This window comes from Kribbella monticola (assembly GCF_003261635.1).
In the GTDB taxonomy this organism is placed as follows: domain Bacteria; phylum Actinomycetota; class Actinomycetes; order Propionibacteriales; family Kribbellaceae; genus Kribbella; species Kribbella monticola.
Window position 1 is genome coordinate 243281 of sequence record NZ_QFXK01000029.1, and the last position, 12187, is coordinate 255467.

Consider the following 12187-nt stretch of genomic DNA (forward strand, 5'->3'; position numbering starts at 1 on the left):
GTACGTCGGTCAGTTGACCTCGACGATCAGTTCGACCTCGACCGGGGCGTCCAGCGGGAGCACCGGTACGCCGACGGCGCTGCGGGCGTGCTGGCCGGCCTCGCCGAAGACCTGGCCGAGCAGCTCGGAGGCGCCGTTGGCGACCTGCGGCTGGCCGGTGAAGTCCGGGGTCGAGGCGACGAACGCGACGACCTTGACGATCCGGGTGATGTTCGCCAGGTCGCCGATCTCCGCCTTGATCGCGGCCAGGGCGTTCAGCGCGCACTGCTGGGCGCACTCGACCCCGACGGCGGGATCGACCGAGTCGCCGTTCTTGCCGGTGGCGATCAGCGTGCCCTCACGCAGCGGCAGCTGCCCGGAGGTGTAGACCAGATTGCCGGTCCGCATCGCCGGCACGTACGCGGCGACCGGCTTGGCGACCTCGGGCAGCTTCAGGCCGAGCTCGGCGAGCTTCTCCTCGGGGTGACTCATGATTCGGTGATCTCCCGCTTGAAGTAGGCGACCAGGTTCTCCGGGTTGAGGCCCGGAACGACCTGGACCAGCTCCCAGCCGTCCTGACCGAAGTTGTCCAGGATCTCCTTGGTGGAGTGGACCAGCAGTGGCGCGGTGAAGTACTCGAACTTCTTCATGAGATGGACTCTAACCGGCTCCGCCGTGAGAGTGCTGTGAGCGGCGTCTACTTGGGGGGTCCTACGCTGGGGGCATGGCGAGGCTGCATGTGGTGACCGGCAAGGGCGGCACCGGGAAGACGACAGTGGCCGCCGCCATGGCGCTTGCGCTGGCCGACGAGGGCAAACGCATCCTGCTGGTGGAGGTCGAGGGGCGGCAGGGGCTCGCGCAGCTGTTCGACGTACCGCCGCTGCCGTACGTCGAGCGCCGGATCGCGGTCGGCCCGGCCGGTGGCGAGGTGTTCGCGCTCGCGGTCGACGCCGAGGCGGCACTGCTGGAGTACCTCGACATGTACTACCACCTCGGCCGTGCCGGGAAGGCGCTCGACAAGGTGGGCGCCGTCGACTTCGTCACCACGATCGCCCCGGGACTGCGCGACGTACTGCTCACCGGCAAGGTCTACGAAGCCACCCGGCGGAAGGCGCACGGGCGGCTCGCGTACGACGCGGTCGTGCTGGACGCCCCGCCGACCGGGCGGATCGGACGATTCCTCAACGTCAACCACGAGGTGGCCGGACTGGCCAAGGTCGGCCCGATCCGCAACCAGGCGGACGCGATCATGGGCATGCTCCGCTCCGACGTCACGCGGGTGCATCTGGTGACCCTGCTCGAGGAGATGCCGGTGCAGGAGACGCTCGACGCGGTGCAGCAACTGGAGGCGATCGACCTGCGGATCGGGTCGATCGTGGTGAACATGGTCCGACGCAGCCCGCTCGACGACGAGACGCTTGCCCTTGCGGTGAAGGAGAAACTGCCCACCGCCGAGTTGACCCGAGGGCTGAAGGCCGCTGGAATCACCGCGAGCAAGGAGATGGTGGCGACCTTGGCGGCAGAGGCGCACGACCACGCCGTACGGGTCGGGCTGGAACGCGAGAACCGCGACCGGATAGATGCCTTGGGCAAGAAAGTGACCGAGCTGGCGTTGCTGCCGGACGGGATCGACCACGGCGCCCTGTTCGACCTCGCCGAGGACCTGCGGTCATGAGCACCCTGGATCTCGACGCTCTGATCGACGACCCGGAGACGCGGATCATCGTGACGTGTGGTTCGGGCGGCGTCGGCAAGACGACGACGGCTGCCGCGCTGGGATTGCGGGCCGCGGAGCGCGGGCGGAAGGTCGTCGTACTGACGATCGACCCGGCTCGGCGGCTGGCGCAGTCGCTGGGGCTGACCGAACTCGACAACACGCCACGCTCCGTCGCCGAGGTCGACTCCGCGAACGGTGGCCGGCTGGACGCGATGATGCTGGACATGAAGCGCACCTTCGACGAGGTCGTGCTCGCGCACGCCACCCCGGCGAAAGCCGAGCAGATCCTCGCGAATCCCTTCTATGTGGCGCTTTCCTCGTCCTTCGCCGGGACCCAGGAGTACATGGCGATGGAGAAGCTCGGGCAGTTGCACAAGCAGGCCGAGCGGACCGGCGAGTGGGACCTGATCGTCGTGGACACCCCGCCGTCGCGGTCGGCGCTGGACTTCCTGGATGCTCCGGAACGACTGGCGTCGCTGCTGGAAGGGCGGTTCCTGCGGTTGCTGCTGGCGCCGGCTCGTGGCCCGTTCAAGTTGATGTCGGCCGGGGTGAGTCTGGCGATGTCGGTGATGAACAAGGTGCTCGGGGCGCAGGTGCTGACCGACGTACAGACGTTCGCGGCGGCGTTCGACACGTTGTTCGGTGGTTTCCGGGAGCGGGCCGAGAAGACGGTGGCGCTGCTGCGTGAGCCGCACACCGCGTTCCTCGTGGTCGCGGCGCCGCAGAACGACGCTCTGCGGGAGGCGTCGTACTTCACCGAGCGGTTGCGGGCGGAGAAGATGCCGCTGGCGGGCGTCGTACTGAATCGGGTGACGACCACGCATGTGCCCGAGTTGTCGGCCGAGCGCTCACTGGCCGCGGCCGAGAAGCTCGAAGAAGCCGGGAAGTCGGAGCTGACCGCCGCCGTACTGCGGTTGCACGCCGACAAGATGCAGCAGGTCGTCAGCGACCGCAAACGCGCCGACAGGTTCCACCGCGGCCACCGGTCGATCCCCACCGTCGACGTCCCGGCCCTTCCCGACGACGTCCACGACCTCACCGGCCTGCGCACCATCGGCGACCTCCTCACCGCCTGACCCACCGCTTGGGCTTTTACCTCTTGGTTCGCGCTTTTCACCCTCAGCGAACGGCTCGATCGGGCGGGAATGAGCAGGTGGGGCCGCTGGTTGAGCCTGTCAGACTCAATTTTCGATCTGAGGGTGTGACAGCGTGACTGAGACGTTGAATCTTCCTGTTCTGCCGCTCGACGACGTCGTGGTCCTGCCTGGAATGGTCGTGCCGGTACGGCTGGCCGACACCGAGGCGCGCGCCGCCATCGATGCCGCGCAGGCCTCCGGTCAGGACCAGGTCCTGCTGGTACCGCGGCTGGACGGGAAATATGCCAAGGCCGGGACGCTCGGTGAGATCGAGCAGATCGGCCGGTTGCCGGGCGGTGCCCAGGCAGCGGTCATCCGGGGTGTCGCCCGGGTCCAGATCGGCGCGGGGACCACTGGCCCCGGTGCCGCGCTCTGGGTCGGCGCGACCGTCCTCGACGAGACCACGAACGACAAGTCGGGCGAACTGGCCCGCGAGTACAAGCAGTTGGTGACCACTGTCCTGCAGCGCCGCGGAGCATGGCAGGTGATCGACTCCGTCAAGCAGGTGAACGACCCGGCGGAGCTGTCCGACCTGGCCGGCTACGCGTCGTACCTGACCAACGAGCAGAAGAGCTGGCTGCTGGAGACGCCGGACGTGTCCGAGCGGCTGGCCAAGCTGATCGGCTGGGTGAAGGACCACCTCGCCGAGCTCGAGGTCTCCGAGACGATCCAGAAGGACGTCCAGGAGGGCATGGAGAAGCAGCAGCGGGAGTTCCTGCTGCGCCAGCAGATGGCCGCGATCCGCAAGGAGCTGGCCGAGCTGGACGGCAAGGCCGAATCCGAGGAAGAGGACTACCGCGCGCGCGTCGAGGCCGCCGACCTGCCCGAGCACGTCCGCAAGGCCGCGCTCGCCGAGGTCGACAAGCTGGAGCGTACGGCGGAGCAGTCCCCCGAGGTCGGCTGGATCCGGACCTGGCTGGACACCGTCCTGGAGATGCCGTGGAACGAGCGGACCGAGGACGGCTACGACCTCCGTGAGGCCCGCGCGGTCCTGGACGCGGACCACGCCGGTCTGGACGACGTGAAGGAGCGCATCACCGAGTACCTCGCCGTACGGCGCCGCCGGGCGGACCGCGGGCTCGGGGTCGTCGGTGGACGTCGCAGCGGCGCAGTACTGGCCCTGGTCGGCCCTCCTGGCGTGGGCAAGACCTCGCTGGGCGAGTCCGTGGCCCGTGCGATGGGCCGCAAGTTCGTCCGGGTCGCGCTGGGTGGCGTGCGGGACGAGGCCGAGATCCGTGGCCACCGGCGGACGTACGTCGGTGCGCTGCCGGGCCGGATCGTCCGGGCGATCACCGAGGCCGGTTCGATGAACCCCGTCGTGCTGCTGGACGAGATCGACAAGGTGGGCGCGGACTACCGGGGTGACCCGACGGCCGCCCTGCTGGAAGTGCTCGACCCGGCCCAGAACCACACCTTCCGGGACCACTACCTGGAGGTCGAGCTGGACCTGTCCGACGTGGTCTTCCTGGCCACGGCGAACGTGCTCGACTCGATTCCCGCACCGCTGCTGGACCGGATGGAACTGGTGCAGCTGGACGGGTACACCGAGGACGAGAAGGTCACCATCGCTCGCGACCACCTGCTGCCGCGGCAGCTGGACCGGGCCGGGCTGGGTGCCGACGAGGTCAGCATCGACGACTCGGCGCTGCGGCTGCTCGCAGGCGAGTACACCCGGGAGGCCGGCGTACGGCAGCTCGAGCGGTCCATCGCCCGCGTACTGCGGAAGGTGACCGCCAAGCTGGCTCTCGGCGAAGAGCTGGGGACGCTGGCGATCAGTGCGGCAGACCTGAAGGGCTACCTCGGTACGCCGAAGTTCACGCCGGACTCGGCTGAACGTACTGCGCTGCCGGGTGTCGCGACGGGTCTTGCGGTGACCGGTGCGGGTGGTGACGTGCTCTTCATCGAGGCGTCGCTGGCCGACAAGGAGACCGGTCCGACCGGTGTCACGCTGACGGGTCAGCTCGGCGACGTGATGAAGGAGTCGGCGCAGATCGCACTGTCCTACCTGCGGTCGCACGGTGCGGAGCTCGGGTTGCCTGTTGGCGACCTGGCTGAGCGGAACACGCACATCCACGTGCCGGCCGGAGCTGTCCCGAAGGACGGTCCGTCCGCTGGTGTCACGATGACGACGGCGCTCGCGTCGCTGCTGTCGGGACGACCGGTTCGCTCGGAGGTCGCGATGACCGGTGAGGTGTCGCTGACCGGACGGGTGCTCCCGATCGGTGGGGTGAAGCAGAAGCTGCTCGCGGCGCACCGGGCCGGACTCACCACGATCCTGATCCCGAAGCGCAACGAGCCGGACCTGGAAGACGTGCCGGAGTCGGTGCTGAAGGAGCTGACGGTTCACCCCGTGAGCGACGTCCGCGAGGTGCTGGAGCTCGCGCTCGAACCGGCCCAGGTCGACGCACGCCAGTTCGCCGCCTGACCAACTCCGGTACTACGTACCTGGGTTGAGTTCGGAACATCGGCCGGTCGGGTCCCTTGCGGGGGCTCGGCGGGCCGTCGTCCTTTTGGATGAAATTCGGCCGGCTCGGACGCCGGCAGGCCGTAGTACGGGGCTGTTTTCGGGCGCTCCTGACGCCTGGGAGACCGCTGGGGTTGACGTGAGGTAGATCACGTTGCCGAATTCGGCGTGGCTCTTCGATCACGTAGTCTTTTGCGCATGCGCGTAAGGGAGAAAGGCGATCGTGGCGTCGTCCAGTCAGTGGTCCTGTTCCTCGGAGTGAGCGTGCTGTCCGGCGCTCTCGCCGCCGGGCTGGCGATCCCGTTCGCGGGGCTGGCCGGATTCGGCAGCGAGAAGACGGCGGAGACCCTGCAGGACCTGCCGGTCGAGCTGAAGACCGACCCGCTCGCGGTGAAGAGCAAGATGGTCGCCGCCGACGGCTCGCTGATCGCGGACCTGTTCGAGCAGAACCGGATCCCGGTGAAGCTGGGCCAGGTGGCGCCGATCATGCGCAAGGCGATCGTCTCGATCGAGGACGACCGGTTCTACCAGCACGGCGCCCTGGACGCGAAGGGCACCTTGCGCGCGCTGATCCGCAACCAGAGCGACGGCGGCGTCTCCCAGGGTGGTTCGAGCATCACCCAGCAGTTCGTGAAGCTGAGCCTGATCGAGAAGGCGCGCACCGAGGCCGAGGTGAAGGCCGCCACGGCCGAGACCTACCAGCGCAAGATCGCCGAGCTGCGCTACGCGGTGGCGGTCGAGAAGCAGTTCTCCAAGGACGAGATCCTGGAGAAGTACCTGAACCTGGCGAACTTCGGCGACGGTGCGTACGGCATCGAGGCCGCGTCGCAGCACTACTTCTCCGTGCACGCCTCCCAGCTCAACCTGCAGCAGGCCGCGATGCTGGCCGGCCTGGTGAAGAACCCGACCGGCTACGACCCGACCAACTCGCCCAAGCGCGCGAAGGACCGTCGCGACGTGGTGATCAACCGGATGAAGGAGCTCAACGTCGTCACCGCCAAGCAGGCGGCCGACGCGATCCGGACCCCGGTCATCGACCCGAAGAAGCTGCAGAAGGTCCCGAACGGCTGCGCCAGCGGCCGGTACCCGTTCTACTGCGAATGGGTGATGTCGAAGCTGGTCGACAGCAAGCTGTTCGGCAAGACCAAGAAGGACTCCGAGCACTACATCAAGACCGCCGGCCTGACGATCAAGACCGGCCTCGACCCGAGAATCCAGGCCGCGGCGCAGGCGTCCATCAACAAGAACGCCAAGCCGACCGACCAGGCGATCTCGGCGGTCACGATCGTCGAACCGGGCACCGGCATCGTCAAGGCGATGGCCCAGAACCGCAAGTACGGCGGCGGCAAGAACGAGACGGCGTACAACTACAACACCGAGAAGTCGTACGCCGGTGGGTACGGCGGGTTCCAGAACGGTTCGACGATGAAGGCCTTCACGATCGCCGCCGCGATCCAGAAGGGCTTCCCGACCACCCACCGGATCAACTCGCCGGACACGCTGGACCTGAGCAACGCGAGGTTCCCTACCTGTGACGGATACACCCAGGCAGGTGACGACTACCACCCGAAGAACTCGACCAAGGGCGGCGGCGACCTGACCATGGTCCAGGCTGCCCAGCACTCGACCAACACCTACTTCCTGCAGCTGTCCGAGCAGGTCGGGCTCTGTCAGATCGGCAAGGTCGCCGCCGCACTCGGCATGAAGGACGGCCAGACCGGTGAGCCGCTGGAGCAGGTGGTTTCGATGACGCTGGGCGTCGGTCTGGTGACCCCGCTGATGCTGTCCAACGCCTACGCGACCTTTGCCGCGCGCGGCAAGTACTGCACACCGGTCAGCGTCACCGCCGTGCTGAACTCCAGCGGTAAGCCGATCGGCAACTTCGGCCCCAACTGCAAGCAGGTGATCGAGGCGAAGGTGGCCGACGGCACCACCTATGTGCTGAACAAGGTGCTGGAGCCGGGCGGTACCGGTGCACACCTGAAGTTCGGTCCCAGCGACCTGGCCGGCAAGACCGGAACGATCAACGACAACAAGGCCGTCTGGTTCTCCGGGTACTCCAGCAAGCTGGCCGCCGCTTCGGTGGTGGCCGACGTGCACCCGACGTCCAGGTCGCTGGTCGGCCAGACGCACGACGGCAACGAGCTCAGCTTCTCCGAGGTCTCCGGCTCCGGCGTCGCCGGACCGATCTGGGAGGACGCCATGAAGGGCGCCCTCAAGGGCCTGCCGACCACCCACTTCGTCCAGCCCGACGACAAGACCGTCCGCGGCGACGTGAAGGACATCCCCTCCGTCATCGGCCTGTCCCCCCAGGACGCCACCGCCAAGCTCCAGGAAGCCGGCTTCACCGCCCAGGTCGCCCCCGGCGTGGTCAAGTCCGGCGAGCAAGCCGGCACCGTTGCCTGGACCAGCCCCCGCCAGAGCGACGGAGCTCCCGAAGGCTCCAACATCACCCTCTACATCTCCGACGGCACCAAGGGCCAGCAACCCCCCAACACCCCGATCACCCCCGGTGGCCCAGGCAAACCGAAGCCGAACTGCCCACCCTGGAACCCGAAATACCCCAACTGCGGCGGCCGCTGACCCCCACCCACCGCTCCGAGCCAGCCGACGAGTACGGCTCGGGGTGGGTGGGGCGAGCGCCGACGCCGGCGGGGCGAAGCGGGCGTACTTTCCGCTGAGTCAGCCGGCGAGTTGGCGTTTGACCTCGGCGGAGACGGCGCCGCCGTCCGCCTTGCCTTTGACCTTTGGTTGGAGGGCGCCCATGACCTTGCCGATGCCGCGGGGCCCGAGCTCGGCCGCGCCGGTTTCGGCGATGGTCGCGGTGACGAGGGCGGCGATCTCCTCGGCCGTCAGCTGCTCGGGGAGGTACTCGGCCAGGATGTCCGCCTCGGCCTGCTCCTTGTCGGCCAGCTCGCCCCGCCCGGCCTCGCGGTACGCCGTGACCGACTCGCGCCTCTTCTTCGCCTCAGCGGTGAGTACGTCGAGAACCTCCGCGTCCGACAGCTCGCGGGCCTCCTTGCCGGCCACCTCCGCCTTCGTCACGGCCGTCAGCGCCATCCGCAGGGTCGACTTACGGATCTCGTCGCGCGCCTTGAGGGCGGCGGTCATGTCGTCGTGCAGGCGCTGCTTCAGTTCGGAGTTGGACATGGGCACGATTGTGGCAGGCTGGTGAAATGAGTTTCACGGGGCTTGCCGCCAGGACGTTGAAGACCACGGCCGTCGTCGCGGGCGTGGGCGCGGCCTGCGTCGCGTACGCCGCCGGCGTCGAGGTCCGCTGGTACACCCTGCGCCGCTTCACGGTTCCCGTCCTGCCACCCGGCGCAGAGCCGGTGAAGGTGCTGCACCTGTCCGACCTGCACCTGATGCCGAACCAGGAGCGCAAGATCCGCTGGGTCAACGAGCTCGCCAAGCTCGAGCCCGACCTGGTCGTCAACACCGGCGACAACATCTCCAGTCCCGACTCGGTGCTGCCGCTGCTCCGCGCACACGGCGCCCTCCTGGACCTGCCCGGCGTGTTCGTCTTCGGTTCCAACGACTACTGGAAGCCGCACTTCAAGAACCCGGTCAACTACCTGCTCCCCGCCCAGAAGCAACGGCACAAGCCGCACGGGCCGAATCTGCCCTTCGAGGAGATGCGCAAAGCGTTCACCGACGCCGGCTGGACCGACTTGAACAACGCGAAGGCCACCCTCAAGGTGAACGGCCTACGCGTCGACTTCGCCGGCACCGACGACCCGCACATCAAGCGAGACCGGTACGCCGAGGTCGCGGGCGAGGTGGATCCCACGGCGGACCTGTCGATCGGGGTCACCCACGCGCCGTACCAGCGGGTCCTGAACGGTTTCGTCGGCGACGGGTATCCGCTGGTGCTCGCCGGGCACACCCACGGCGGCCAACTCGCAGTACCGATCTACGGCGCTCTGGTGACGAACTGCGACCTCGACACGTCCCGGGTGAAGGGCCTGACCAGCTGGGGTCACAACGGTCGCCAGGCGGCGTTGCACGTGTCGGCCGGCCTCGGCACGTCGCCGTACGCGCCGGTCCGGTTCGCCTGCCGGCCCGAGGCGACCCTGCTCACTTTGGTGCCGCGGATTAACCCGATTTCGTCCCAGCGGTAGGCGCATGTAAGCTAACGCCGACTTCGGGCTGTGGCGCAGCTTGGTAGCGCGCGTCGTTCGGGACGACGAGGTCGCAGGTTCAAATCCTGTCAGCCCGACAGATGAGGGTGGTGGCCGATCGGTCACCACCCTCGCTTCATTTCGCGGCCGTTCTAGGCTGGCGTGGTGAGTGCGATTCAGCGGGTGGATCTCGGCGAGGTCGAGTACGAGGTCGCGGCCAAGGACATGCAGACGTGGGTCGCCGAGCGGACGGCCGGTGAGGCTCCGGATCGGTTGTTCCTGCTGAGCCATCCGCCGGTGATCACGTACGGCCCACGGACCTCCTTGGACGACCTGCCGGCCGAGGCGGCGGCGATCCCGACCGTTGCGGTGGACCGCGGCGGTTTCGCGACGTACCACGGGCCTGGGCAGCTCGTCGGGTACCTCGTGATCGACCTCAAGCGCCGCGGCGTGGCCGACGTGGTCCGCTGGGTCGAGAACGGCCTGGTCGAGGCGCTCGGGTCGCTGGGGTTCCCGGTGATCCGGCGCGAGACGCCCAAGGGTGCGAGCAGCCTGGTCGGTGTCTGGACCGAGGACCACCGCAAGCTGTGTTCGATCGGGATGCGGATCAGGCGAGGCATCACCAGCCACGGCTTCTCGATCAACCGCGACCCGGACATGAGCGTCTTCCACACCTTCACCACCTGCGGCCTGCACGACGTGACGATGACCTCCCTAGCCGAACTCGCCGCCGAGACCGGCGTCCCGGTACCGACGGACGAAGCCCTCCGTACGGCGGTCGCAGCCTCCCTGGGCGCCGCCTGACCCGCCGTACTGCGGTCGTCCTGTGCGCTGACCGCCACCGACTCGCCGTACGCCGGGCGTCGCCGCGCTGAGCACCACCTGACTCGCGGTTGCGGAGGTCGCTGTTTGGGTGGCTGTTGGGCTCGGGACGCGGGTGTGGCGTCGTTGGGGGTTGGATGTCGATAGCCTGCGGGCATGGGTGACGACGTGAGCGAGGCCGACGAGGTCGGGCACGGGATGCCGGCCGACTTGGAGGAAGCGCTCGAGGAGGCCGACGCCGAAGCGGCGGAGGAGGCCGACGAGGGCCGGTACGACGCTCCGCCGTTGCCGCCACTGCTGGTTGTCGCGGTGGTCGGGCTGCTCGCCGGGTTTGTCACGATCGCGTGCATCTGGCTGAGCGAGCAGGGCTGCAACCGGGTCCGCGATACGCCGAACTGCGGCGCGATGGGGTTCCCGCTACTGATCCTGACCGTGGTCGTCACGATCGTGCTCGCCGCTCTCGCGCTCACCAAGCTCGCGATGCCGCATCCGCGCCTGGTCGCATTCCTGGGCGTGATGTTCATGCTCCTGATCGTGCTGGCCTTCCTCACGGACCACCTGTCGTCGACGTGGAGCCTGCTCGTCGTACCGGTGCTGTCCGCCGTCACCTTCCTTGTCGCACACCTGATCGCCGGACGGTTGGAGCGAGCCGATGCCTGAACTCCCCCGCTACAAATGCCTCCGCACGACCGCGGTACCGAACCTCGACGGCACCCTGACCGACCCGGCCTGGGACGCCGCGCCCTGGACCACCGACTTCGTCGACATCCGCGGCGGCGACAGCCCGGCGCCGCGGTTCCGGACCCGGGCGAAGCTGATGTACGACGACGAGTTCCTGTACGTCGGCGGGCAGCTCGAGGAACCGCACGTCTGGTCGACCATGACCGAGCAGAACACCTACCTGTACGAAGAGAACAACTTCGAACTGTTCCTCGACCCCGACGGCGACGGGCTCAACTACTACGAGCTGGAGATCAACCCACTCAGCACCCTGTGGGAACTCACCCTGCCGAAGCCGTACGACGACGGCGGCGTCGCGGTGAGCCCGACGAACCTCCCCGGCCTGCGCACCGCAGTTCACATCGACGGAACCCTCAACGACCCGTCGGACACTGACACCGGATGGTCGGTAGAGCTGGCCCTGCCGTGGACCGACCTGGCCCAGTACAACCAAGGCAAGCCCCACCCAGACGCCGGCGACGAGTGGCGCATGAACCTGATGCGCATCGAGTGGAACCACTCTGTTGTGGACGGCGAGTACCGCAAGGGCGAGCAACAGGACTTCTGGGTCTGGTCCCCGCAGTACGTCGTAGACATGCACAAACCCAGCCAATGGGGCGTCCTGGAGTTCTGAAGGCCACCCGCTTCGCCGGGCAGCCGGGTACTGCGCAAGTACAGTTGCGCGGTGGAGAAGATCGGCACATGGTGATGGGGAAGCAGGACATCGAGGCCTGGGACGCGGAGTTCCATCGTTCCGGCCGGGTAGTCTTCGCGATCCGGCCGGCGCTGGCCTTCGGCGGGCTGGTCGTCGTGCTGATATTGGCCTGCGTTCCGATCGCCTCGGCCGTCCGGGATCTCGACTCCCGCGGCACTTGGTTCACGATCCGGGTGGCGGTCCTCGCCGTACTCCTCGCCGCCTGTGGCGCGCTCGCCGTCCTGATCCTCCTCGGCCACCCGCGAGTGACCGTCAACGCCAGTGGCATCCGCTTCGCTTGGTGGCGGCAGATCCCGTGGTCCGAGTTCGGGGGCACCACTCTCGTCACACCCGCGAGCAGCAGCCTCGCCGCCCCCTATCTGACCATCGCCTCCACTCGCGGCAGCAAACTCCACATCCCCCAAACGAACGTCGAAGACCTCGGCGCCTTCGCCGCCTGGCTCACCAAACTTCACACCCAGCACCACCTGAAGACCCCCCGCTGAACGGCCGATTTCGAGGCCGCCGTGGGAG

General features: G+C 68.0%; 12 protein-coding genes and 1 tRNA gene. 10 read left to right on the forward strand and 3 right to left on the reverse strand.

All coding sequences use genetic code 11. From position 1 onward, the window contains the following. Positions 1-9: 9 nt before the first annotated feature. On the reverse strand, positions 10-471 hold the full coding sequence (locus DIZ26_RS14915; RefSeq protein ID WP_112241584.1) for a RidA family protein: 462 nt from the start codon (positions 469-471) through the stop codon (positions 10-12). Then, the gene (locus DIZ26_RS37870; protein ID WP_012918129.1) at positions 468-629 is read right to left on the reverse strand and encodes a DUF4177 domain-containing protein; all 162 of its coding nucleotides are present in this window, start codon (positions 627-629) and stop codon (positions 468-470) included. Before DIZ26_RS37870 ends, DIZ26_RS14915 begins: the two co-directional genes overlap by 4 nt. A 74-nt stretch (positions 630-703) precedes the next feature. Between DIZ26_RS37870 and DIZ26_RS14920 the strand changes: the two genes are divergently transcribed. From DIZ26_RS14920 to DIZ26_RS14935, 4 genes are all read left to right on the forward strand, one after another. Next, complete coding sequence (locus DIZ26_RS14920) at positions 704-1654, forward strand: ArsA-related P-loop ATPase (RefSeq protein ID WP_112241586.1); 951 nt, start codon at positions 704-706, stop codon at positions 1652-1654. Beyond that, positions 1651-2772 carry an ArsA family ATPase gene (locus tag DIZ26_RS14925; RefSeq protein ID WP_112241588.1) on the forward strand — a complete coding sequence of 374 codons (1122 nt, stop codon included), beginning with the start codon at positions 1651-1653 and terminating at the stop codon, positions 2770-2772. The genes DIZ26_RS14920 and DIZ26_RS14925 overlap by 4 nt, the downstream gene beginning before the upstream one ends. Before the next feature lie 133 nt (positions 2773-2905). Then, positions 2906-5257 (forward strand): endopeptidase La, encoded by a 2352-nt coding sequence (lon, locus tag DIZ26_RS14930; RefSeq protein ID WP_112241590.1) that lies wholly within the window; start codon positions 2906-2908, stop codon positions 5255-5257. Positions 5258-5494: 237 nt separating this feature from the next. Then, positions 5495-7879, forward strand: a complete 2385-nt coding sequence (locus DIZ26_RS14935) for a penicillin-binding protein (protein WP_112241592.1) — start codon at positions 5495-5497, stop codon at positions 7877-7879. 99 nt (positions 7880-7978) lie between these two features. On the opposite strand, the gene DIZ26_RS14940 is transcribed toward DIZ26_RS14935, so the two are convergent. Continuing rightward, positions 7979-8446, reverse strand: a complete 468-nt coding sequence (locus DIZ26_RS14940; RefSeq protein WP_112241594.1) for a GatB/YqeY domain-containing protein — start codon at positions 8444-8446, stop codon at positions 7979-7981. A 26-nt stretch (positions 8447-8472) separates the two neighbouring features. Here DIZ26_RS14940 and DIZ26_RS14945 point away from each other — a divergent pair, with 26 nt between their 5' ends. The 6 genes from DIZ26_RS14945 to DIZ26_RS14970 all read left to right on the forward strand — a co-directional run bounded on the left by DIZ26_RS14945 (position 8473) and on the right by DIZ26_RS14970 (position 12159). Next, positions 8473-9417 (forward strand): metallophosphoesterase, encoded by a 945-nt coding sequence (locus DIZ26_RS14945; protein ID WP_112241596.1) that lies wholly within the window; start codon positions 8473-8475, stop codon positions 9415-9417. Positions 9418-9441: 24 nt separating this feature from the next. Then, positions 9442-9515, forward strand: a tRNA-Pro gene (locus tag DIZ26_RS14950). Between the two features lie 67 nt (positions 9516-9582). Further along, the gene (gene lipB / locus DIZ26_RS14955; RefSeq protein WP_112242136.1) at positions 9583-10221 is read left to right on the forward strand and encodes a lipoyl(octanoyl) transferase LipB; all 639 of its coding nucleotides are present in this window, start codon (positions 9583-9585) and stop codon (positions 10219-10221) included. A gap of 174 nt (positions 10222-10395) precedes the next feature. Further along, positions 10396-10899 carry a hypothetical protein gene (locus DIZ26_RS14960; RefSeq protein ID WP_112241598.1) on the forward strand — a complete coding sequence of 168 codons (504 nt, stop codon included), beginning with the start codon at positions 10396-10398 and terminating at the stop codon, positions 10897-10899. Further along, complete coding sequence (locus tag DIZ26_RS14965) at positions 10892-11593, forward strand: carbohydrate-binding family 9-like protein (RefSeq protein WP_112241599.1); 702 nt, start codon at positions 10892-10894, stop codon at positions 11591-11593. Before DIZ26_RS14960 ends, DIZ26_RS14965 begins: the two co-directional genes overlap by 8 nt. Before the next feature lie 68 nt (positions 11594-11661). Further along, entirely contained in the window at positions 11662-12159 is a 498-nt protein-coding gene (locus tag DIZ26_RS14970; protein ID WP_112241601.1) for a hypothetical protein, read from the forward strand. The last annotated feature ends 28 nt before the right edge of the window (positions 12160-12187 follow it).